The 23,443-nt window shown below is 60.9% G+C and carries 19 protein-coding genes and 1 tRNA gene; 16 read left to right on the top strand and 4 right to left on the bottom strand.

Annotated features, from left to right (window positions below; genetic code table 11):
• Window positions 1-49 precede the first annotated feature (49 nt).
• The 7 genes from apaG (at window position 50) to ACIOAU_RS19835 (ending at window position 7,995) form a co-directional block, all read left to right on the top strand.
• Window positions 50-430, top strand: coding sequence for a Co2+/Mg2+ efflux protein ApaG (gene apaG, locus ACIOAU_RS19865; protein WP_101322390.1), 381 nt, complete (start codon window positions 50-52; stop codon window positions 428-430).
• The gene (locus ACIOAU_RS19860) at window positions 430-1,311 is read left to right on the top strand and encodes a symmetrical bis(5'-nucleosyl)-tetraphosphatase (RefSeq protein ID WP_401184127.1); all 882 of its coding nucleotides are present in this window, start codon (window positions 430-432) and stop codon (window positions 1,309-1,311) included. Before apaG ends, ACIOAU_RS19860 begins: the two co-directional genes overlap by 1 nt.
• Window positions 1,308-1,637 carry a thiosulfate sulfurtransferase GlpE gene (gene glpE, locus ACIOAU_RS19855; RefSeq protein WP_101322392.1) on the top strand — a complete coding sequence of 110 codons (330 nt, stop codon included), beginning with the start codon at window positions 1,308-1,310 and terminating at the stop codon, window positions 1,635-1,637. The genes ACIOAU_RS19860 and glpE overlap by 4 nt, the downstream gene beginning before the upstream one ends.
• A gap of 280 nt (window positions 1,638-1,917) precedes the next feature.
• Window positions 1,918-3,840, top strand: a complete 1,923-nt coding sequence (locus tag ACIOAU_RS19850) for a PrkA family serine protein kinase (RefSeq protein ID WP_101322393.1) — start codon at window positions 1,918-1,920, stop codon at window positions 3,838-3,840.
• 129 nt (window positions 3,841-3,969) lie between these two features.
• Window positions 3,970-5,244, top strand: a complete 1,275-nt coding sequence (locus ACIOAU_RS19845; protein ID WP_101322394.1) for a YeaH/YhbH family protein — start codon at window positions 3,970-3,972, stop codon at window positions 5,242-5,244.
• The gene (locus tag ACIOAU_RS19840; RefSeq protein ID WP_101322395.1) at window positions 5,241-6,809 is read left to right on the top strand and encodes a SpoVR family protein; all 1,569 of its coding nucleotides are present in this window, start codon (window positions 5,241-5,243) and stop codon (window positions 6,807-6,809) included. Before ACIOAU_RS19845 ends, ACIOAU_RS19840 begins: the two co-directional genes overlap by 4 nt.
• A gap of 58 nt (window positions 6,810-6,867) precedes the next feature.
• Entirely contained in the window at window positions 6,868-7,995 is a 1,128-nt protein-coding gene (locus ACIOAU_RS19835; protein WP_401184122.1) for a multifunctional CCA addition/repair protein, read from the top strand.
• Between the two features lie 19 nt (window positions 7,996-8,014).
• Here the strand turns inward: ACIOAU_RS19835 and folK are convergent, their stop codons facing one another.
• Entirely contained in the window at window positions 8,015-8,524 is a 510-nt protein-coding gene (gene folK, locus ACIOAU_RS19830) for a 2-amino-4-hydroxy-6-hydroxymethyldihydropteridine diphosphokinase (protein WP_150571167.1), read from the bottom strand.
• Complete coding sequence (gene folB / locus ACIOAU_RS19825; protein ID WP_101322398.1) at window positions 8,515-8,871, bottom strand: dihydroneopterin aldolase; 357 nt, start codon at window positions 8,869-8,871, stop codon at window positions 8,515-8,517. The genes folK and folB overlap by 10 nt, the downstream gene beginning before the upstream one ends.
• A gap of 74 nt (window positions 8,872-8,945) precedes the next feature.
• Between folB and plsY the strand changes: the two genes are divergently transcribed.
• On the top strand, window positions 8,946-9,515 hold the full coding sequence (gene plsY, locus ACIOAU_RS19820) for a glycerol-3-phosphate 1-O-acyltransferase PlsY (RefSeq protein ID WP_103435199.1): 570 nt from the start codon (window positions 8,946-8,948) through the stop codon (window positions 9,513-9,515).
• Window positions 9,516-9,542: 27 nt separating this feature from the next.
• Here plsY and tsaD read toward each other — a convergent pair whose 3' ends face one another.
• The gene (gene tsaD, locus ACIOAU_RS19815; RefSeq protein ID WP_101322400.1) at window positions 9,543-10,568 is read right to left on the bottom strand and encodes a tRNA (adenosine(37)-N6)-threonylcarbamoyltransferase complex transferase subunit TsaD; all 1,026 of its coding nucleotides are present in this window, start codon (window positions 10,566-10,568) and stop codon (window positions 9,543-9,545) included.
• 205 nt (window positions 10,569-10,773) lie between these two features.
• On the opposite strand from tsaD, the gene rpsU reads away from it, so the two are divergent.
• From rpsU to ACIOAU_RS19790, 5 genes are all read left to right on the top strand, one after another.
• On the top strand, window positions 10,774-10,989 hold the full coding sequence (rpsU, locus tag ACIOAU_RS19810; RefSeq protein ID WP_002551877.1) for a 30S ribosomal protein S21: 216 nt from the start codon (window positions 10,774-10,776) through the stop codon (window positions 10,987-10,989).
• Window positions 10,990-11,286: 297 nt separating this feature from the next.
• Window positions 11,287-13,266 (top strand): DNA primase, encoded by a 1,980-nt coding sequence (gene dnaG, locus ACIOAU_RS19805; RefSeq protein WP_150571166.1) that lies wholly within the window; start codon window positions 11,287-11,289, stop codon window positions 13,264-13,266.
• Window positions 13,267-13,334: 68 nt separating this feature from the next.
• The gene (gene rpoD, locus ACIOAU_RS19800) at window positions 13,335-15,185 is read left to right on the top strand and encodes an RNA polymerase sigma factor RpoD (RefSeq protein ID WP_101322402.1); all 1,851 of its coding nucleotides are present in this window, start codon (window positions 13,335-13,337) and stop codon (window positions 15,183-15,185) included.
• Between the two features lie 183 nt (window positions 15,186-15,368).
• A complete protein-coding gene (locus ACIOAU_RS19795) occupies window positions 15,369-19,106 on the top strand; it encodes a bifunctional diguanylate cyclase/phosphodiesterase (RefSeq protein WP_401184116.1) in 3,738 nt (1,245 codons plus the stop codon).
• Between the two features lie 21 nt (window positions 19,107-19,127).
• Window positions 19,128-19,204: transfer RNA gene (locus tag ACIOAU_RS19790), tRNA-Ile, on the top strand.
• 194 nt (window positions 19,205-19,398) lie between these two features.
• Here ACIOAU_RS19790 and ACIOAU_RS19785 read toward each other — a convergent pair.
• Window positions 19,399-20,082 (bottom strand): hypothetical protein, encoded by a 684-nt coding sequence (locus tag ACIOAU_RS19785; protein ID WP_150571164.1) that lies wholly within the window; start codon window positions 20,080-20,082, stop codon window positions 19,399-19,401.
• 204 nt (window positions 20,083-20,286) lie between these two features.
• Here ACIOAU_RS19785 and ACIOAU_RS19780 point away from each other — a divergent pair, with 204 nt between their 5' ends.
• From ACIOAU_RS19780 to ACIOAU_RS19770, 3 genes are all read left to right on the top strand, one after another.
• Entirely contained in the window at window positions 20,287-20,748 is a 462-nt protein-coding gene (locus ACIOAU_RS19780; RefSeq protein WP_101322405.1) for an Lrp/AsnC family transcriptional regulator, read from the top strand.
• 173 nt (window positions 20,749-20,921) lie between these two features.
• Entirely contained in the window at window positions 20,922-22,601 is a 1,680-nt protein-coding gene (locus tag ACIOAU_RS19775) for an NAD(P)/FAD-dependent oxidoreductase (protein ID WP_220632661.1), read from the top strand.
• Window positions 22,602-22,613: 12 nt separating this feature from the next.
• On the top strand, window positions 22,614-23,402 hold the full coding sequence (locus tag ACIOAU_RS19770; protein WP_401184111.1) for a carbon-nitrogen hydrolase family protein: 789 nt from the start codon (window positions 22,614-22,616) through the stop codon (window positions 23,400-23,402).
• The last annotated feature ends 41 nt before the right edge of the window (window positions 23,403-23,443 follow it).

Raw genomic sequence — 23,443 nt, 5'->3', positions numbered from 1 at the left:
CCTAGACTGCATGCACTGCCGTAATCGCGTGTTTGCTCAAGGCCATTGCATGTCCGACCCTCGATACCTGATCGACGTTAGCGTCGTCACCCGCTACCTCAAAGAACAGTCCGACCCCGACAACGAGCGCTTTGCGTTCGCCTACACCATTACCGTGCAGAACAGTGGCACGGTCGCAGCCAAGCTGATGTCACGGCACTGGCTGATCACCAATGGCAATGGCGAAGTCGAAGAAGTGCGCGGGGCCGGTGTGGTGGGCCAGCAACCGCTGATCGCGCCTGGGCAGAGCCACACCTACAGCAGCGGTGCGGTGATCAGCACCCACGTCGGTGCCATGCAGGGCAGCTATCAGATGTTCGCCGAAGACGGTAAGCGCTTCGATGCCACCATTGCCCCCTTCCGCCTGGCTGTACCTGGGTCGCTGCACTGATGGCTGTGTACGCCGTCGGTGATCTGCAAGGCTGCCTGCAGCCGCTCAAGTGCCTGCTCGAGCGCGTGCGCTTCAATCCAGCTGTCGACCGCTTGTGGCTGGTCGGTGACCTGGTCAACCGCGGCCCCGAATCGCTGGAAACACTGCGTTACCTGTACGCCATGCGCGACTCGCTGGTGTGCGTGCTGGGCAACCACGACCTGCACCTGCTGGCGGCCTGGCACAATGTCGAGCGCCTGAAAAAAAGCGACACCCTGCGCGAGATTCTCGAGGCGCCAGATGCCGATCAGTTGCTCGACTGGCTACGCCGGCAAAAACTGCTGCATTACGACGAGCAGCGCGGCGTTGCCCTGGTGCATGCCGGTATCCCACCTCAATGGACCCTAGGCAAAGCCCTTGAACTGGCTGCCGAGGTAGAGCAGGTACTGCGCGACGACACCCGACTCAAACTCTATCTGGACGGCATGTACGGCAACGAGCCGAACAAGTGGAGCAAGGACCTCAGCGGGGTCGATCGCCTGCGTGTGATCACCAACTACTTCACCCGCATGCGCTTCTGCACCGCCGCAGGCAAACTAGACCTGAAAAGCAAAGAAGGCCTGGACACTGCACCCAAGGGCTACAAGCCCTGGTTCGCGCACAAAGACCGCCGCTCCCGGCATGTGCAGGTCATCTTCGGCCACTGGGCCGCCCTCGAAGGGCAAGCCGACGCCCCTGGCGTAGTGGCGCTGGACACCGGCTGCGTGTGGGGCGGCGCGATGACCCTGTACAACGTCGACAGTGGCGAAATGCACCGCTGTGACTGCGCCGACGACGGGACCCCGCGCCCGCCGGTCAGTCAGCTAAACTCAACGATCAGCCCAGAAGGAACCTCGCCATGAGCGAATTCAAGCGCATCCCTCCCGAGCAGGCTCAGGCCCTGCGCGAGCAAGGTGCAGTCGTGGTCGACATCCGTGACCCGCAGGCCTACGCCGCTGGCCACATCGATGGCGCTCAGCACCTGGATAACCACTCGATCAGCGACTTCATCCGCGCCGCCGATCTGGACAAACCCACCGTCGTTGTCTGCTACCACGGCAACTCCAGCCAGAGCGCTGCCGCGTACCTGATTGGCCAGGGTTTCTCCGACGTCTACAGCCTCGATGGCGGCTTTGAACTGTGGCGCAATACCTACCCCGCCGAGACCGCTACCAGCTCCGCCGAATAAATTTTCACTTAGCCTGCAGCCCGCGCCCCGTGCGGGCTGCGCCAGACCTGACGAACGGTCGCGGCAAACTTCTCGGCCTAGCGCCCTTGCCCTTGCGCAGAACCAACTACTCTTAAGCTCAGGCCATCCAAAAAGGGGAGAGCCGGTACACCGGCGTGCGGGTCATCGGTAGCGCTTCAAGGGTGTTCTGGGGGGTACACAGCGGCCGGCGAAATCCGGCAGCTGCCAGCATCAACTGATTGATCCGGCGTCGGCTCCACGTATCGAGCGAGGTGACGTCATGAGTATTTTTAGCCACTTCCAACAACGTTTCGAGTCAACCCGTCAGGAAGAGTTGACGCTGCAGGAATACCTGGAGCTGTGCAAGCAGGACCGCAGCGCGTACGCCTCGGCGGCCGAACGGCTGTTGCTGGCCATCGGTGAACCGGAGGTGATCGATACCTCCACCAACTCACGGCTGTCGCGCATCTTCTCCAACAAGGTGATCCGGCGCTATCCGGCCTTTGCCGACTTCCATGGCATGGAAGAGTGCATCGATCAGATAGTCTCCTACTTCCGCCATGCTGCGCAGGGTCTGGAAGAGAAGAAACAGATCCTTTATTTGCTCGGTCCGGTAGGTGGCGGTAAGTCGTCGCTGGCCGAGAAGCTCAAGCAACTGATCGAAAAAGTACCGTTCTATGCGATCAAGGGCTCGCCGGTCTTCGAGTCGCCGCTGGGTCTGTTCAATGCGACAGAAGACGGCGCCATTCTCGAAGAAGACTTCGGCATCCCACGGCGTTATCTGAACACCATCATGTCGCCCTGGGCGACCAAGCGGCTGGCTGAGTTCGGGGGCGACATCAGCCAGTTCAAGGTGGTCAAGCTGTACCCGTCGATCCTCAATCAGATCGCCGTGGCCAAGACCGAACCCGGTGACGAAAACAACCAGGACATCTCGGCACTGGTCGGCAAGGTGGATATCCGCAAGCTCGAAGAATTCCCGCAGAACGACGCCGACGCCTACAGCTACTCGGGCGCATTGTGCCGGGCCAACCAGGGCCTGATGGAATTCGTCGAGATGTTCAAGGCGCCGATCAAGGTCCTGCACCCACTGCTGACAGCTACCCAGGAAGGTAACTACAACAGTACCGAAGGCCTGGGGGCGATCCCCTACTCCGGGATTCTGCTGGCTCACTCCAACGAATCGGAGTGGCACACCTTCCGTAACAACAAGAACAACGAAGCGTTCATCGACCGGATCTACATCGTCAAGGTGCCGTACTGCCTGCGCGTCAGTGACGAGATCAAGATCTACGACAAGCTGCTGTTCAACAGCTCGCTGGCCAAGGCGCATTGCGCGCCCGATACCTTGAAGATGCTGGCCCAGTTCACTGTGCTGTCGCGCCTCAAGGAGCCGGAAAACTCCAACATCTACTCGAAGATGCGCGTCTACGACGGCGAGAACCTAAAGGACACCGATCCAAAAGCCAAGTCGATCCAGGAGTACCGCGATTCGGCCGGTGTCGACGAGGGCATGAACGGTCTGTCGACCCGCTTCGCGTTCAAGATCCTGTCCAAGGTGTTCAACTTCGACGCCCACGAGGTAGCGGCCAACCCGGTGCACCTGCTGTATGTACTGGAGCAGCAGATCGAGCAGGAGCAATTCCCGGCCGAGGTGCGTGAACGCTATCTGCGCTTCCTCAAAGAGTACCTGGCACCGCGCTACATCGAGTTCATCGGCAAGGAAATCCAGACCGCCTACCTCGAGTCCTACAGCGAGTACGGCCAGAACATCTTCGACCGTTATGTGCTGTACGCAGACTTCTGGATTCAGGACCAGGAGTACCGCGACCCGGAAACCGGCGAAATCCTCAACCGGATTGCCCTCAACGAGGAGCTGGAGAAGATCGAGAAACCGGCCGGCATCAGCAATCCGAAGGACTTCCGCAACGAGATCGTCAACTTCGTGTTGCGTGCCCGCGCCAACAACAACGGCAAGAACCCAACCTGGCTCAGCTACGAAAAACTGCGGGTGGTGATCGAGAAGAAAATGTTCTCCAACACCGAAGACCTGCTGCCGGTCATCAGCTTCAACGCCAAGGCCAGCAAAGAGGACCAGCAGAAGCACAACGACTTCGTCACCCGGATGGTGGAGCGTGGCTACACCGACAAGCAGGTGCGCCTGCTTTCGGAATGGTACCTGCGGGTCAGGAAATCGCAGTAAGCGGCTAGCTAGACGGCCCAGACCGCACGCTGTGCAGCGCACCGTTTCGACGCTGCGCCACAGCCTGCGGTACTGGTGGTGGCTGTTTCGTGCAGCGTCAAGCCTGCAGCTGTTGTCAGCGGAGAGACCATGAGCTACGTAATCGACCGACGCCTGAACGGCAAGAACAAGAGCACGGTCAACCGCCAGCGTTTTCTGCGCCGGTACCGTGACCACATCAAGAAGGCCGTCGAAGAGGCGGTGAGTCGTCGTTCCATCATGGACATGGAGCACGGCGAGCAGATCAGCATCCCCGGGCGTGATATCGACGAACCGGTGCTTCATCATGGCCGCGGCGGCAAGCAGACCGTGGTCCATCCAGGCAACAAGGAATTCACCGCCGGTGAACACATCGCGCGGCCGCAAGGCGGCGCCGGCGGTGGCGGCGGACGTGGCAAAGCGGGTAATTCCGGCGATGGCATGGACGACTTCGTATTCCAGATCACTCAGGAAGAGTTTCTCGAGTTCATGTTCGAGGACCTCGAGCTACCCAACCTGGTCAAACGCCAGCTGACCGGCACCGAGACTTACAAGACCGTCCGCGCCGGGATCAGCAATGAAGGCAACCCCGCACGCATCAACATCATCCGCACCCTGCGCTCGGCCCATGCCCGGCGCATCGCCCTGACCGGCAGCAGCCGCGCCCTGTTGCGTGAGGCCAAGGCGGAGCTGGCACGACTGAAAGTCGAAGAACCAGACAATTTCACCGATATTCAGGCAGTCGAAGCCGAAATCCAGCGGTTGAGCGCGCGGATCAACCGCCTGCCCTTCCTCGACACCTTCGACCTCAAGTACAACCTGCTGGTGAAGCAACCCAGTCCCAGCTCCAAGGCGGTGATGTTCTGCTTGATGGACGTGTCCGGCTCGATGACCCAGGCCACCAAGGACATCGCCAAGCGCTTCTTCATCCTGTTGTATCTGTTTCTCAAGCGTAACTACGACCGCATCGACGTAGTGTTCATACGTCACCACACCAGTGCCCGCGAAGTCGACGAAGAAGAGTTCTTCTATTCGCGCGAAACCGGCGGCACCATCGTCTCCAGTGCGCTCAAACTGATGCAGGAGATCATGGCCGAACGTTATCCGACCAACGACTGGAACATCTACGCCGCGCAAGCTTCGGACGGGGACAACTGGAACGACGATTCGCCGATCTGCCGCGAGATCCTCTCCAAGCAGATCATGCCGCATGTGCAGTACTACACTTACGTTGAAATTACCCCACGTGAGCACCAGGCGCTGTGGTACGAGTACGAGCGCATCGGCGATTCGTTCCCGGATACCTTTGCCCAGCAGCAGTTGGTCTCGGCCGGTGATATCTATCCGGTCTTCCGTGAACTCTTCCAGCGCAGGTTAGCCACATGACCGCCAGAGCACAGAGACGCCAACCGATTTCCACCGGGTCCGAGTGGACGTTCGACCTGATCCAGACCTACGACCGCGAAATCGGTCGGCTGGCCGAGCGTTACGCGCTGGACACTTACCCCAACCAGATCGAGGTCATCACTGCCGAGCAGATGATGGATGCCTATGCCTCGATCGGCATGCCGCTCGGTTACCACCACTGGTCCTACGGCAAGCAGTTCCTCAGCACCGAGAAGTCCTACAGCCGGGGGCAGATGGGCCTCGCTTACGAGATCGTGATCAACTCCGACCCGTGCATCGCCTACCTGATGGAAGAAAACACCATGTGCATGCAGGCACTGGTGATTGCTCACGCCTGCTACGGCCACAACAGCTTCTTCAAGGGCAACTACCTGTTCCGCACCTGGACCGATGCCAGCTCGATCATCGATTACCTGGTGTTCGCCAAGCAGTACATCGCCCAGTGTGAAGAGCGCCATGGCATCGACGCAGTGGAGGACCTGATCGACTCCTGCCACGCCTTGATGAATTACGGCGTGGACCGCTACAAACGCCCCTACCCGATTTCCGCCGAGGAAGAGCGCCGCCGGCAAAAGGACCGTGAAGAACACCTGCAACGCCAGATCAACGACTTGTGGCGGACCATCCCCAAAGGCGCCGACAAGGGCAACGACCGCGACGACGCGCGCTTCCCGGCCGAACCGCAGGAGAACATCCTCTATTTCATCGAGAAGCACGCCCCATTGCTTGAGCCTTGGCAGCGTGAAGTGGTGCGCATCGTGCGCAAGATTGCCCAGTACTTCTATCCACAGCGCCAGACCCAGGTGATGAACGAAGGCTGGGCAACCTTTTGGCATTACACCTTGATGAATGACCTCTACGACGAAGGCCTGGTTACTGAAGGCTTCATGATGGAGTTTTTGCAGTCGCACACCAGCGTGGTGTTCCAGCCCGGCTTCGACAGCCCGTACTACAGTGGCATCAACCCCTACGCCCTGGGCTTTGCCATGTACGTCGATATTCGGCGTATGTGTGAACACCCAACTGATGAAGATCGCCGCTGGTTCCCTGAAATTGCCGGCAGCGATTGGTTGTCTACCATCAAGTTCGCCATGAGCAGTTTCAAGGATGAGAGCTTCATTCTGCAGTACCTGTCACCCAAGGTAATCCGCGACCTGAAGCTGTTCAGCATCCTTGACGACGACCAGCGTGATGACCTGCTGGTGCCTGCAATCCACGACGAAGACGGCTACCGCACCATCCGCGAACAACTGGCATCGCAGTACAACCTTGGCAACCGCGAACCGAACGTGCAGATCTGGAGCATCGACCGCCGCGGCGACCGCTCGCTGACCCTGCGCCACCAGCAGCACAACCGCAAACCATTGGGCGACTCCACCGAAGAAGTCCTCAAGCACCTGCACCGTTTGTGGGGCTTCGATATCCATCTGGAAACCGTGCAAGGTGACCAGATCATGAAGACCCATCACATGCCGCCACGGGGCGAACACGGCGACCCCGGCGACTACGGCCGGATGGACCTGGCGGTGATCCACCACCTCTAGCACAGCCACCGCCATTGCTGTCGACAGGGTATCCTGTCGCCAGCAATGGAGGTTCTACATGCAGATTTACAAAGTCGGCGGCGCCGTGCGCGACCGCCTGCTCGGCTTGCCGGTAAGCGATGTCGACTGGCTGGTGGTGGGTGCAACGGTCGAGCAGATGCAAGCGCTGGGATATCGCCCGGTCGGTGCTGATTTCCCGGTCTTCATCCACCCGAAAACCGGCGAGGAGTACGCACTTGCGCGCACCGAACGCAAGAGCGGACGCGGCTATGGCGGCTTTACCTTTCACGCCAGCCCCGAAGTTACGCTCGAAGAAGACCTGATCCGCCGCGATCTGACCATCAATGCTATGGCCCAAGACCTGCAGGGCAACCTATACGATCCCTACAACGGCCAGAGTGACCTGGAACAGCGCATCCTGCGCCATGTATCTCCGGCGTTCGCCGAAGATCCCCTGCGCGTGCTGCGGGTTGCGCGGTTCGCTGCGCGCTATGCCGCTTTGGGCTTCACGGTGGCCGCCCAGACGCTTGAGCTGATGCGCCAGATCACCGAGTCCGGTGAACTGCAGGCGCTGACTGCCGAACGCAGCTGGAAGGAGATCGAACGGGCCCTGATGGAAGATCAGCCACAGGTATTCATTGAAGTGCTGCGGGCCTGCGGCGCGCTCAAAGAGCTGCTACCCGAGCTGGATTCGCTGTTTGACACGCCAGGTGAACGCGGCCAGGCCACCTTGGCCGTGTTGGCCCACGCCGCAGCCCATGAACAGCCACTGCACGTACGCTGGGCCTGCCTGACCCATGATCTGGGTGCAGCCATCAAAGCCGTAGGCCAGCGTTTCAAGGCACCTCGTGAATGCCAGGAACTCGCCTGCCTGGTAGGCGAATGGCAGGATCACTACCAGCAGGCAGCAGCGCTGGATGCCAGCACGTTGCTGAATATTTTGCAGAAGTTCGACGTCTATCGCCGTCCGCAGCGCCTGGAAGACTTCATCGCAGTCTGCGAGATGATTGCCCATGGACACTCGCTGCATGACTGCTCGCAGAGTGCCTACCTGCGCGGAGCAGCTGCAGCCGCGAAAGCCGTAGAAGTGAAAGATCTGGTCCAGCAAGGCCTGACCGGGCAAGCGCTGGGCGAGGCGGTCAAAGCCCAGCGATTGTCGGCACTGGAAGCCTATACCCAGCGCTGAATGCCGCTGTGACTGCGGCTTAGGTCCGGGTCAACTGCAAGCCGCGCCATTCAAACGGCACGGGTGCCAATATCTGATCGATGTTGGCATCCTGCCACAGCTGGGCCATGCGCTTGCCCTCACCGGGATGGACCAGCTGCGGCGCGATCTGCGACAACGGCAGCAGCACAAAGGCGTTTTTCAGAATCTCCGCCCGCGGCAATTCCAGGCCATCGAAGCTACCGTGCAGATCGTCATACATCAGCACATCGATATCCAGCGGCAAGCCCTTGCGCTCAGGCGCGTAGCGGCCGTTTTCCGCCTCGATCAACTTCAGCCGACGGTCCAGCTCGAGCAGCGGCAGGTCGGTTTGCCCGGTCACCACCAGGTTGTAGAACGGACCACTCTTGATCCCCACCGCCTGGCTTTCGAATACTGCCGAGCAACGCATGTCGCCGAGAAAGCTGGCCAGCGCGTCGAGCCCCGCACACAAGTGCCGCTCGCGCTCAACATTGCTGCCCAGCCCCAGATATACCGTGCTCAGAGACATCCGCGCTCGATCTCCACGCCAACACCACCACGAGCCGCCGGCACCGCGCCCGGCTTGGTCAGTTTCAGGCGTATCCAGGGGATATTGAATTCGGCCATCAACAGCGCGACCAGGCGCTCGGCGAAGGTTTCTACCAGTTCGAACCGCGCCTGTTCGGCAAAGGCCTGAATGCGCGCCGTGATGGTGGCGTAGCACAGGGCCAGGTTGAGGTCGTCAGTGGCGGCCGCAGGGCGGTTGTCCCACGCCAGACTCAGGTCCAGGCGCAGGCACTGGCGAATCTCCCGCTCCCAGTCGTAGGCGCCGATTACCGTATCGACTTCCAGGCCTTCGATGAACACTCTGTCCAAGCACTTCTCTCCACAGCACGACAAGGGCGACTGGCGCCGTTAGAATCAAGGCGTCCTCGCCCGGAATAGTTAGCATGTTTTGGTTATTGGCGATGCTCGCCTACCTGCTTGGCTCGCTGTCCTTTGCCATTGTTCTGAGCCGCCTCAGCGGTAACCCCGACCCTCGCTCAAGCGGTTCGGGCAATGCCGGGGCGACCAACATGCTGCGCCTGGCTGGGCGCAAGATGGCGATCCTGACCCTGCTGGGCGACCTGTGCAAGGGCATCGTGCCCGTGCTGCTGGCCGAGCAAGCCGGGCTGGGCCTGCAACAGCAAGCCTGGATCGGCCTGTGCGCGGTCATCGGCCACCTGTTCCCGGTGTACTTTCGCTTCCGTGGCGGCAAGGGCGTAGCCACTGCCGCCGGCGTGCTCCTGGCCCTGTACATTCCAGCTGCCTTGCTGGCTATCACGGCCTGGCTGGTGACCTTCTACCTGACCCGCACCAGCTCGCTCGCCGCATTGATCGCCACTCCGCTGACCCTGCCATTACTGGCCTGGCGCGAGCCGGCGGCGCTGCTGCCGATGAGTGTGCTGACGCTACTCATCGTCTGGCGCCATCGGCGCAACCTGCGCGACCTGTTCGCTGGCCGCGAACGGCATTTCTGACGCCGCCCCAACCCTTAAAAAAACCGATCAGATCGGCGGCAACTGCTCCATCGGCCAGCGCGCCTGCACGCTGATCGCCAGATCCTGCTGCTGCCCGGCCAGCAAACGCTGACAACCGGCATAGGCGATCATCGCGCCGTTGTCAGTGCAAAAGCGCGGACGCGCGTAGTAAACATTGCCCTTGATCGTTGCCAGCATGCCTTCCAGCGATGCGCGCAACGCGGTATTGGCACTGACCCCGCCGGCAATCACCAGGCGCTTGAGGCCGGTCTGCTGCAGGGCGCGCTTGCACTTGATGGTCAGAGTGTCGACTACCGCCTGCTGGAACGCCAGCGACACGTCGCAACGGGTTTGCTCGGTGTCGTCACCGGCATCACGGCACTTGTTCCAGGTGTTCAGCGCTGAGGTCTTGAGGCCACTGAAGCTGAATTCCAGCCCAGGGCGGTCGGTCATCGGCCGCGGGAACGTGAAGCGCCCCGGCACACCCTGCTCGGCCAGGCGGGCAATTTCCGGGCCGCCGGGGTAATTCAGGCCGATCAGCTTGGCAGTCTTGTCGAAGGCCTCGCCGGCGGCATCGTCCAGGCTCTCGCCGAGCAACTGGTACTGGCCGATGCCATCGACCCGAACCAGCTGCGTATGGCCGCCGGACACCAACAAAGCGACGAACGGGAATTGCGGCGGCTGCTCTTCGAGCATCGGCGCGAGCAGGTGACCCTCCATGTGATGCACGCCGATTGCCGGGATATCCCAGGCAAATGCCATCGACTGCGCGCAGGAGGCGCCCACCAGCAGCGCGCCGACCAGGCCCGGGCCTGCGGTGTAGGCGATTGCGTCGATATCGCTGGCCACTGCGCCGGCATCCGCCAGTACTTCGCGGATCAACGGCAGCATGCGCTTGACGTGATCGCGCGAGGCAAGCTCGGGCACAACGCCGCCGTAGGCGCGGTGCAGGTCGATTTGACTGAACAGTGCATCAGCGAGCAAACCGCGTTCACTGTCGTATAATGCGACGCCGGTTTCATCGCAGGATGTTTCCAATCCCAGTACTAGCATGGGTCTGTGCCTTGTTTAGGCTGAATTCGAAGGCGCGCATGATAGTCCCCGTGCCCAGTGCCGACCAGCGGTTTTCGATCAGAGGCTTTGCATTCCGGTCAGCTTAGCGTTAACATCCGCAACCCTTGAAAACCGACGTTCTCCAGCGCATCTTTATTTTTGTCAGGAGCACGTCTACCCCGGTAACGAACGAAGGTAGCCCTGGATGCCAGCCGTCAAAGTAAAAGAGAACGAACCCTTCGACGTAGCTCTGCGTCGTTTTAAGCGCTCCTGCGAAAAAGCCGGTGTACTGGCTGAAGTGCGTAGCCGCGAGTTTTACGAAAAGCCAACTTCCGAGCGTAAGCGCAAGGCTGCTGCTGCAGTCAAGCGTCACGCGAAGAAAGTGCAGCGCGAACAGCGCCGCGCCGTTCGTCTGTACTAATACAGACGTTCGTCGCAAAGCTTCTGCCCTGCCCGGCTAACCCCGGGCAGTTGGCAGCAGCAGCTTCAAACCTCAGGCGCGAGCCCGAGGCGCCAGCTACCTAGAGCAGCCGGCAACCGTAACACACGTCAGAACTGGTCCTCGCGACCAGGCGTGCCGTCCCTGTCTGACGAGCCCTTGTGGCTGGCGACGCGCACACTCCCCTCGCTTGACCCTCACTGCATCGCACCGCACCCATCATTCCCGCACCCTTGCGTTAGCGATTAGACTTGCCGACTGCACGATGACGAGACTGCCATGGCCGGGCTGATTCCCCAGAGCTTCATTGACGACCTGCTTAACCGCACCGACATAGTCGACGTGGTGAGTTCGCGCGTCCAGCTGAAAAAAACCGGCAAGAACTACTCCGCCTGCTGCCCGTTCCACAAAGAAAAATCGCCGTCGTTCACGGTCAGCCCCGACAAGCAGTTCTATTACTGCTTCGGCTGCGGCGCCGGCGGTAATGCGCTCGGCTTCGTCATGGACCACGACAACCTGGACTTTCCCCAGGCCGTCGAAGACCTCGCCCGCAGTGCCGGCATGGAAGTCCCGCGCGAAGAAGGCCGGCGTGGCAACAAGCCACGTCAACCGACCGACTCGCCGCTGTACCCTTTGCTGGAAGCTGCCGCCGAATACTACCGCCAGGCGCTGCGCAGCCATCAGACGCGCAAGGCGGCCGTTGATTACCTAAAGGGTCGTGGCCTGTCCGGCGAAATCGCCCGTGATTTCAGCCTGGGCTTCGCCCCGCCCGGCTGGGACAACCTGATGAAGCACCTGGGTGCCGACAGCCTGCAGCAAAAGGTCATGATCGATGCCGGCCTGCTGATCGAGAATGCCGAAAGTGGCAAGCGCTACGACCGCTTCCGCGACCGGGTGATGTTCCCGATCCGCGACAGCCGTGGCCGGATCATCGCCTTTGGCGGCCGCGTGCTGGGTGACGACAAGCCCAAGTACCTGAACTCGCCGGAGACCCCGGTATTTCACAAAGGCCAGGAGCTGTACGGCCTGTATGAAGCGCGCAAGCACAACCGCAGCCTCGACGAAATCATCGTCGTCGAAGGCTACATGGATGTCATCGCCCTGGCTCAGCAAGGCCTGCGCAATGCCGTAGCGACCCTCGGCACTGCCACCAGCGAAGAGCACCTCAAGCGCCTGTTCCGGGTAGTGCCCAGCGTGCTGTTCTGCTTTGACGGCGATCAGGCCGGTCGCAAGGCAGCCTGGCGTGCACTGGAGTCGACGCTGTCGAGCCTGCAGGACGGTCGCCGCGCACGCTTTCTGTTCCTGCCCGAAGGCGAAGACCCGGACAGCCTGGTCCGTGCCGAAGGCACCGACGCGTTCCGCGCGCGCATCATTCAGCACGCACAACCGCTGGCGGATTACTTTTTCGAGCAATTGAGCAACGAAGCCGATCCTCGCTCACTGGAAGGCAAGGCGCACATGGCGACCCTGGCTGCACCGCTGATCGAAAAAGTCCCCGGCGCCAACCTGCGCCAATTGATGCGCAACCGCCTCAAGGAAATCACCGGGCTGGATACTCAGCAGGTCGAGCAACTGACGCAGAACGCGCCAGCGGCCAGCGTACCCGATTACGACCCAGGCTTCGATTACGACGCCATGGCCAGCTACACCCCCGACTATGCCGACGCGCACCAGCCCGACTACGGCGCGCAGCAAGAGCAGCGGCCATGGACGCCGAACAAAGGTGCCGGCAAAAAGCAGTGGGAGAAAAAACCCTGGGACAAGAAAGGCGGCAAACCCTGGCAACGGGATGGCCAGCGCGAGGCGCCGCCACGGGTGCCGGCGCCGGTCGAACCGCCAACGCTGTCGGCCTTGCGCACCCTGCTGCATTACCCGCTGCTGGCTGGCAAGGTCGAAGACGCCAGCCATTTCGCCGATGAAGAGCATGTGTACAACCAGCTGCTGATTTCGCTGATCGAAGCTGCACAGAAGAATCCTAAGCTAAGCTCAATGCAACTGATTGCACGCTGGCACGGCACTGACCAAGGGCGTTTATTGCGCGCCTTGGCAGAAAAGGAATGGCTGATCGATGCCGATAACCTTGAACAACAGTTTTTCGACACCATTACTAGCTTATCCGCCCGCCAACGCGAGCGCAGCCTGGAACATCTGATGCGCAAAGCGCGTCAAAGTGACTTGAGTCCAGAGGAAAAATCTCAGCTTTTGGCCCTGCTGAGCCGCAAAGTTCCTGCACAAAACCCGACCTCATCTGGCGCGTGAGGCCCTTATTCGGGTATAATCCTCGGCTTGTTTTTTTGCCCGCCAAGACCTTCAGTGGATAGGGTGTTATGTCCGGAAAAGCGCAACAGCAATCTCGTATCAAAGAGTTGATCACCCGCGGTCGTGAGCAGGGCTACCTGACTTACGCGGAGGTCAACGACCATCTGCCTGAGGATATTTCAGATCCAGAGCAGGTGGAAGACATCATCCGCATGATCAACGACATGGGGATCAACGTATTCGAGACTGCTCCGGATGCGGATGCCCTGTTGTTGGCGGAAGCCGACACTGATGAGGCCGCAGCCGAAGAAGCCGCCGCAGCACTGGCTGCTGTCGAGACCGATATCGGCCGCACGACCGACCCGGTGCGCATGTACATGCGCGAAATGGGTACTGTCGAGCTGCTGACCCGCGAAGGCGAAATCGAAATCGCCAAGCGGATCGAGGAAGGCATTCGTGAGGTCATGGGGGCTATCTCCCATTTCCCGGGTACTGTCGACTACATCCTCGGCGAATACACCCGCGTCACCACCGAAGGTGGTCGCCTGTCCGACGTATTCAGCGGTTACATCGACCCTGACGACAATATCGCCACGCCGTCCGAAGAAGCCCCGCAGCTAGGCGCCAAAAACGCCGCTGCAGCCAAGGACGACGAGGAGGAGGACGAAGAGAAAGACGACAGCGAGGAAGAGGAAGAGACCGAAAGCGGTCCCGACCCAGTTCTCGCCCAGCAGCGCTTCGGCGCCGTGTCCGATCAGCTCGCGATTACCCTCAAAGTGCTCAAGAAGCACGGCCGCAGCCATGCCGAAAGCATTGGCGCGATGCAGGTTCTGGCCGAGCTGTTCATGCCGATCAAGCTGGTGCCCAAGCAGTTCGAGGTGCTCGTCGAGCGCGTTCGTGGTGCCTTGGACCGTCTGCGTCAGCAAGAACGCGCAATCATGCAGCTGTGCGTACGTGATGCGCGCATGCCGCGTGCCGACTTCCTGCGCCTGTTCCCGGGCAACGAAGTCGACCAGACCTGGAGCGGTGACCTCTCCAAGCGCAGCACCAAGTGGGCTGCAGCGCTGGGCGAAAAGAACGATGCCATCGTCGCCTGCCAGCAGAAGCTGGTAGACCTTGAAAACGAAACCGGTCTGACCGTTGCCGAAATCAAGGACATCAACCGTCGCATGTCGATCGGCGAGGCCAAGGCCCGTCGCGCCAAGAAAGAGATGGTCGAGGCCAACCTGCGTCTGGTGATTTCGATCGCCAAGAAGTACACCAACCGTGGCCTGCAATTCCTCGATCTGATCCAGGAAGGCAACATCGGCTTGATGAAGGCGGTCGACAAGTTCGAATACCGTCGTGGTTACAAGTTCTCGACGTACGCCACTTGGTGGATTCGTCAGGCCATTACCCGCTCGATCGCCGACCAGGCACGCACCATCCGTATTCCGGTGCATATGATCGAGACGATCAACAAGCTCAACCGTATTTCCCGGCAGATGCTGCAGGAAATGGGTCGCGAACCGACCCCGGAAGAGCTTGGCGAGCGTATGGAGATGCCTGAGGACAAGATCCGCAAGGTGCTGAAAATCGCCAAAGAGCCAATCTCCATGGAGACGCCGATTGGTGATGACGAAGATTCGCACCTGGGTGACTTCATCGAAGACTCGACCATGCAGTCGCCAATCGATGTAGCTACCGTCGAGAGCCTCAAGGAAGCGACTCGTGATGTTCTGGGCGGCCTGACCGCACGCGAAGCCAAAGTGCTGCGCATGCGTTTCGGTATCGACATGAACACCGACCACACCCTTGAAGAGGTCGGCAAACAATTCGACGTAACCCGTGAGCGGATTCGTCAGATTGAAGCCAAGGCGCTGCGCAAGTTGCGCCACCCGACCAGAAGCGAGCATCTACGCTCCTTCCTCGACGAGTGATGACAAACCCCGGCCCAGGCCGGGGTTTTTCTTGGCCATCGAAAAAGTGCCAGCACTGACCGCGCAGTTGTCGGGGCAATCCCGCCAGCTGTTGAATTCCTGCCGAAGTTAATCGTCTTACCCTCACACCCCGCAGCAATGCACGGCTACACTCGAATTCAGACTATCTGCCTAGAGGCTGCTATGCCGAAAATGCCGGCCCTACTGTTGCTGATCCTGTTTTACTGGAGCGCAACGGCCGGCGCCCTGACCCTGACCGAAGACGAGCAAGCCTGGCTCAGCGCCCATCCACAGCTGCGCCTGGGCGTGGACGCATCCTGGCCCCCGTTCGAGTTTCGCGATCAGGAGGGCCTCTACCAGGGACTGGCCGCCGATTACATCAATGTGATCCAGGAACGTCTTGGCGTCACCCTCAAGCCGACCGAGCCAAGAACCTGGAGCGAGGTGCTTGAGCTTGCCCGCAACAATCAACTCGATCTGCTGCCGGGCGTGATGTCGACCCCGGAACGGCAGAACTACCTGTCCTTCACCCGCCCATACCTGGACTTCCCGATCGTTATTCTGGCCCATGAGGGCGGTCGCCAACCGCGCACCCTCAAGGATCTGTACGGGCTGAAGATCGCGGTGGTGGAAAACTACGCGCCCCATGAACTGCTGCGCACCCACCACCCCGACCTGAATCTGGTCGCCCTGCCCAATGTCAGCTCGGCCCTGCAAGCCTTGGCGACCGACGAAGTGGACGCCGTGGTCGGTGACCTTGCTTCGAGCATCTGGAGCCTGCGCGAGCTCAAGCTCGATGGCCTCTACGTCAGCGGCGAAACACCCTACCGCTACCAGTTGGCAATGGGCGTACCCCGGGACAACAAGCAACTGGTGGCCATCCTCGACAAAGTCATCGCCGATATGAGCAGCGATGAAGTCAATGACATCCAGCAGCGCTGGGTCGGTAACGTCGTCGATCAGCGCAGCTTCTGGCACGACATGCTGCTCTATGGCCTGCCGACAGTTATGCTGCTGATGCTGGTTCTCGCTGCCGTCATCCGCATCAATCGCCGGCTCAGCTCGGAAATATCCCGGCGCATAGCGCTTGAACAGGAACTGCGCAGCAGCGAATACCATTACCGCAGCCTGGTCGAAAGCCTGTCGGCGGTCGCATGGGAAGCCGACGCCAACGATTTCACCTACAGCTACGTCTCGCCCCACGCCGAAGACCTGCTCGGTTACAGCCTGGGAGACTGGCTCAGACCCGGTTTCTGGAGCAGCATCGTGCATCCCGAGGACGCGCTCTGGGCCAAGGCTTACTGCGACAGCGAAACTGCCGCCGGCCGCGATCACAGCCTCGACTACCGCGTGATCCGCGCCGATGGCCATACGCTGTGGGTGCGCGATATCGTCAGCATGATCGAGCAGGGCCAGCGCTCGGTGATGCGCGGCCTGATGATCGATATCAGCGAGACCAAGCGTACCGAGCACGCCTTGCGTCTGTCCGAGCAGAAGTTTGCTTCGGTGTTCCAGCAATGCCCGGATATCCTCCTGATTGCTCGGCACAGCGATGGCTGCCTGCTTGAGGTCAACGAAGCATTCGAGGAGCAGATCGGCCTCGGCCCCAATCAGGTAATCGGCCGCACCGCTACCGAGCTTGGTCTGTGGGGCGTCAGCGGCAGCGGCCCGAGCGTACTGGAACGCTTGCACCTGGGCGGTATTCGCAATCTCGAGATGAGCTTCCGGCGCAGCAACGGCGAGTTGTTCACCGGCCTCACCTCGGCGGAGACCTTCGACCTCGACGGCACCCCGGCGCTGGTCGTGGCCGTACGCGACATCAGCCAGCTGAAGGAAACCCAGCAGCGCCTGCAGATCTCCGAAGAGAAATTCGCCAAGGCCTTCCACGCCTCGCCCGACGGCTTGCTGCTGTCCAGGCAGAGCGACGGCCTCCTGCTCGAGGTCAACGAAGGCTTCTGCCGCCTGACCGGCTACAACCTTGACCCGCGCCTTGACCAAACCTCGCTGGACCTGGGCATCTGGGTCGACCTCAACGAACGCAAGCTGCTGCTGAGCAAACTCAAGAAAGACGGCTTCGTGCGTGATTTCAGCTGCCACATTCGCCGCAGCGATGGTCAGATTCGCCTCTGTGAGCTGTCCGCCAGACCGCTGCCGATTGCCGGCGCCGACTGCATGCTGACTATCGCCCGCGACATCACCGAACGCCATCTCATGCAGGAAAAACTGCAACTGGCCGCCACTGTGTTTGAAAACACTGCCGAAGGTGTGTTGATCACCGACACCGATCAGCGCATCACTGCGGTCAACCGGGCATTCAGCGAGATCACCGGTTACAGCGAGATCGAAGCCCTCGGTCAGACCCCGCGCCTGCTCGCCTCTGGCCAGCATGACAGCGCCTTCTACGTTGCCATGTGGCACCAGCTGACTGCCGAAGGCCACTGGCAAGGCGAGATCTTCAACAAGCGCAAGAACAGCGACCTGTACCCGAGTTGGCTGACCATCAGCGCGGTGCGTAACAGCGAGCGCGAGATCACTCACTTCGTGGCGGTGTTTGCCGACATCTCCAGCCTCAAGCACGCCCAGGCCAAACTGGATTACCAGGCGCATCACGACCCACTGACCGGCCTGCCCAACCGCGCCCTGTTCGAAAACCGCCTGCATGCCGCGCTGCAGTGCTCGCAGGTGTCCAACCGCCAGGGCGCGGTGCTGTTCCTCGACCTCGATCGCTTCAAGCACATCAACGACAGCCTCGGCCACCCGGTTGGTGACCTGCTGCTCAAGGGCATTGCCCAGCGCCTCAAGGAACAGGTGCGCGACGTCGACACCGTGGCCCGCCTGGGCGGTGACGAATTCATCATTCTGCTGCCTGGTCTGCATAAGCCAAGTGACGCCAGTGCCATCGCCAACAAACTGCTGGCCTGCTTCAGCGCGCCGTTCCAGGCCGGCGAACACGAGTTCTTCACCAGCGCCAGTATCGGCATCAGCCTCTACCCACAAGACGGCAGCGACGTCGCCAGCCTGATCCGCAACGCCGACGCTGCGATGTACCGCTCCAAGGCCAAAGGCCGCAACCGGGTCGAAGCCTACACCCGTGACCTCACGGCCCAGGCCAGCGTGCGCGTGGCCCTGGAAAACGAACTGCGCCGCGCCATCGATCGCAACGAGCTGAGCCTGTGCTACCAGCCCAAGCTCAGCCTCAAGACACAAAACCTGGTCGGTGCCGAAGCCCTGATCCGCTGGAACCACCCAACCTTCGGCGACGTTTCCCCAGAGCATTTCATCCATCTCGCTGAAGAGAACGGCACCATCCTCCAGCTTGGCGACTGGGTACTGGAACAAGCCTGCCGGCAGATGCACCAGTGGCAAAAGCGCTATCAGCCGTTCGGCCCGCTGTCGATCAACCTCGCCGGCGCGCAGATGCGCCAGCCCCACCTGGCCAAGCGCATCGAGCAACTGCTCAAGACCTACCAGCTCAAGGCCGGCGACCTGCAGCTGGAGATCACCGAAAACTTCATCATGAGCCAGGCCGAAGAAGCGCTCAGCGTGCTCCATCAGCTCAAGCAGCTCGGCGTGCAACTGGCGATCGACGACTTCGGCACCGGCTATTCATCCCTGAGCTACCTCAAGCGCCTGCCGCTGGACATCCTCAAGATCGACCAATCGTTCATCCGCGGCCTGCCCGACGACCCGCACGACGCTGCGATCACTCGCGCGATCATCGCCCTCGGCCGGAGCATGCAGCTGACCATCATTGCCGAAGGGGTAGAGAACCAGGCGCAGCAGCATTTCCTCACCGCTGAGGGCTGTGAGCAGATCCAGGGCTACATCGTCAGCTTGCCGCTGCCGCCGGAAGAATTCGCTGCAGGCTTCCTGCGTTTAGCACTATCGGATCTTTCGGATGGCACCCATTCAAAACCCTAGCTATAATCCCCGCCACCTCTGGGGCCTATAGCTCAGTTGGTTAGAGCAGAGGACTCATAATCCTTTGGTCCACGGTTCAAGTCCGTGTGGGCCCACCAAATTGAAAGCCGCGCATTGCGCGGCTTTTTTCGTTTCTGAAATATCACTTACGGCCACGCAGCCGCTTCAGCCAGCACCAGGAAAGAGCAGTCCTCATTGCTAACCGTCGGACCAGCCCGCGCCAATGGCTACTTTGAGCCGAATAGCGTTTTTAATCGGCTCATTCTTGAAAACAGCACGCGTCAGGTGAAATCTACAAATCCCGCAACAACAGCGTCTTGCCCACATTACGCAGCACCTGGCTGTATTGCCGGCGCCAGTTATCGCGCCAGAACGCCGCATCGGCGGCGGTGCCGTCGGTGGAGCGGGCGCGGACGATATCGCTGGCGGCGACTTCTTCGGGTTGTTGCTGGCTCAACATGGGGAAGGCCATGTAACCGCGATAGTGCTGCGCCAAGACCTTGTCCAGAGCAGTGCCCGCGTAACCGCCTTGCTCCAGCAGGCGCTGACAGCCGCGGTTCGACAGCAGATAAGCATGGCTGCCGCGGGCACGCACCCGGGCGATGCCACGGCGCCAAGTCAACCAGACCTTGCCCAGGTTTGCGCCCAGGTAGAACAGCTCTGGATCGGCGCTCTGCAGAAAGCGGTTGACCTGTTCGACCTGAAACGGCTCGAACGCTACCAGAGTGGCGTCGTCCTCGAGAATCAACACGCGCCGACAGCCGCGCTCCAAGGCAATGCGCGCGCATTGAACATGGGAATCGAAACAGCCCCGTTCAGGGCTGTGCTGATCGCGCTCGACCAGCACATATTCGATCTTTAACCCGCTGTCTGCGAACTCGTGTTGCAGCAGCAGGCGGCGATCGGCGCGTTCGCGCAAGCTGATGCAAAAAACGCTATCGACCTGCAGCTGTGTAAGGTCCTTGGATCTGGTCATCCTTCCCATCTCTGGAACTGCGTAAAGACTTCAAGGGTTATCGCCAGGCATAACGTCCCGGTTGGCCTGACACCCACTGGCGTGTGAACTGCGATTGATTTCAAAAGTATAGATCAACTGCGCCAGTCTGCCCGCGACTGTGCCGCAGTGGGTTTATCTGCGTTATAAGTGTCGTCACTCAAGTTCCAGCTGCAGAGAGCCGACATGTCGCAACCGCGTCAAATCATCCTCGACGAAATCGATCGCCAGCTGATCGCCCTGCTTCAGATCAACGCCCGCGAAAGCGTCGCCAACCTCGCCCGGCAGCTGGGCATTGCCCGCACCACGGTCAATTCACGCCTGGAGCGCCTGGAAAACAGCAAAGTCATCGCCGGCTACGGCGTACGCCTGGGCCAGCGCCTGATCGGCGGTGGGCTGCAAGCTTATGTCGGGATCAAGGTCCAACCGCGCGCGGGCAAGGAGGTGGTGCGGCGGATGACGGCCATGGGCCAGGTGCAACAGCTGTGTGCCGTGAGTGGCGAGTTCGACTACGTGGCGTGGCTGCACAGCGAATCGCCGGAACAGCTGGACCAGTTGCTCGACCAGATCGGCAGCCTGGACGGTGTGGAAAAAACCACCACGTCGATCATCCTCAGCAGCAAGATAGACCGCGGCCAGCCGATCTGAAAGCCACTTAATGCCTTCGTCATAACGACGTCATTAGCCTCAAAGTGACGAAAAAAAGATTAAAACGACGCCAGCATGAGTCTTAATAACGAACTGCGCACACCCTAGAATGATCCCAGGCATTTTCTATACTCGCGCTTCGCCCTCCGCGCAGCTCCTGGCAAGGTCATAACATGAACAACAATCGCCACCCCGCCGACGGCAAGAAACCAATCACGATTTTTGGCCCGGACTTCCCCTTCGCTTTCGACGACTGGCTGGAGCATCCGGCCGGTCTGGGCAGTATCCCGCTCGACCGCCAGGGCGAAGAGGTGGCGATTATCGGCGCCGGCATTGCGGGGTTGGTAGCGGCCTACGAGCTGATGAAGCTTGGCCTTAAACCAGTGGTGTATGAAGCGTCGAAAATGGGCGGCCGTCTGCGCTCGCAAGCCTTCAACGGCACCGACGGGATCATCGCCGAGCTGGGCGGCATGCGCTTTCCGGTGTCGTCGACGGCGTTCTACCATTACGTCGACAAGCTGGGCCTAGAAACCAAACCGTTTCCAAACCCGTTGACGCCAGCTTCGCCAAGTACCGTCATCGACCTCGAAGGCCAGACCTACTACGCCGAAAGCGCGGCGGATTTGCCAGCGCTGTTCCAGGAAGTCGCCGACGCCTGGGCCGACGCGCTGGAAAGCGGCGCGCGCTTTGGTGATATCCAGCAGGCCATTCGCGACCGCGATGTGCCGCGCCTCAAGGAGCTGTGGAACACCCTGGTACCGCTGTGGGACGACCGCACGTTCTATGACTTTGTCGCCACTTCCAAGGCCTTCGCCAAGCTCAGCTTCCAGCACCGCGAGGTGTTTGGTCAGGTTGGCTTCGGTACCGGCGGCTGGGACTCGGACTTCCCCAACTCGATGCTGGAAATCTTCCGCGTGGTAATGACCAACTGCGACGATCACCAGCACTTGATCGTCGGCGGTGTCGAGCAGGTGCCTCAAGGCATCTGGCGCCATGTGCCGGAGCGTTGCGCGCACTGGCCGGCAGGCACCAGCCTGAGCTCGCTGCATGGCGGCGCGCCGCGCACCGGGGTCAAACGGATTGCCCGTGCCAGCGATGGCCAACTGGCGGTCACCGATACCTGGGGCGGCTGCCGCCACTACGCCGCTGTGCTGACCACCTGCCAGAGCTGGCTGTTGACCACCCAGATCGACTGCGAAGAGTCGCTGTTCTCGCAGAAGATGTGGATGGCTCTGGACCGCACCCGCTACATGCAATCGTCGAAGACCTTCGTCATGGTTGATCGGCCGTTCTGGAAGGACAAGGACCCGGAAACCGGCCGCGATCTGATGAGCATGACCCTCACCGACCGCCTGACCCGTGGCACCTACCTGTTCGACAACGGCGACGACAAGCCGGGGGTGATCTGCCTGTCCTACGCGTGGATGAGCGACGCCCTGAAGATGCTCCCGCACCCGGTGGAAAAACGCGTGCAGCTGGCACTGGACGCCCTGCACCGGATCTACCCGAACACCGACATTGCCGGGCATATCATCGGCGACCCGATCACCATCTCATGGGAGGCCGACCCGTACTTCCTCGGCGCCTTCAAAGGTGCGCTGCCGGGCCACTACCGCTACAACCAGCGGATGTACGCGCACTTCATGCAGGACCACCTGCCGAGCGCGCAACGCGGCATCTTCATCGCCGGTGACGATGTGTCGTGGACCCCGGCCTGGGTCGAAGGCGCGGTGCAGACTTCGCTGAACGCGGTGTGGGGTATCATCAACCACTTCGGCGGCAAGACCCACCCGGAAAACCCCGGCCCAGGTGACGTATTCGACGAGCTTGGGCCGATCGCCCTGCCCGACTGACCAGGAGGCGGCATGCACATCGCTCTGTTCCAAGGCCAGCCCGGCCCCCTCGACCTGGCTGGCAACCTCGAACGCCTGCAGCAGCAGGCGCACCAGGCAGCCGCCAGCGGCGCGCAGTTGCTGGTGTGCCCGGAGATGTTCCTGACCGGCTACAACATCGGCAGTGAACAGGTCGAGCAGCTGGCTGAGGAATCGGACGGGCCCTCGGCCATGGCCGTGGTCGAGATCGCCCAGGGGCTCGGGATTGCCATTGTCTATGGCTATCCCGAGCGCGGCGAAGACGGCGCCATCTACAACAGCGTGCAGTTGATCGACAGCCATGGCCGCAGCCTGGCCAACTACCGCAAGACGCACTTGTTCGGTGAGCTGGACCGGGCCATGTTCGATGCCGGCAGCAATCACTTCCCGGTGGTCGAGCTGAATGGGTGGAAGGTCGGCATGCTGATCTGCTACGACATCGAGTTTGCCGAGAACGCCCGGCGTCTGGCGCTGGATGGCGCCGAGCTGATCCTGGTGCCGACGGCGAACATGAAGCCATACGACTTCGTCTGCCAGGTGACGGTGCGTGCACGCGCCCAGGAAAACCAGTGCTACCTGGTCTACGCCAATTACTGTGGCGCGGAAAGCGATATCCATTATTGCGGGCAGAGCAGCATCATCGGCCCGGACGGCGCCGTGCTGGCGCTGGCTGGAGAAAATGAATGCCAGCTGCACGCGGAGCTGGACAGGCACCAGGTCGTGGCCGGGCGCCAGGCATTCCCGTACTTGCAGGACCTGCGGCGCGACCTGCACCAGCGCTGAGCGTGAATGCGCTAGCATGCGCACTCGCCCCTGGAGAACTC

Origin of the sequence: Pseudomonas sp. NPDC088322 (assembly GCF_044740745.1) — a bacterium.
Classification (GTDB): Bacteria; Pseudomonadota; Gammaproteobacteria; order Pseudomonadales; family Pseudomonadaceae; genus Aquipseudomonas; species Aquipseudomonas shirazensis.
Note: the sequence above shows the minus strand (reverse complement) of the source record. Positions and strands in the feature narration are given on the sequence as shown.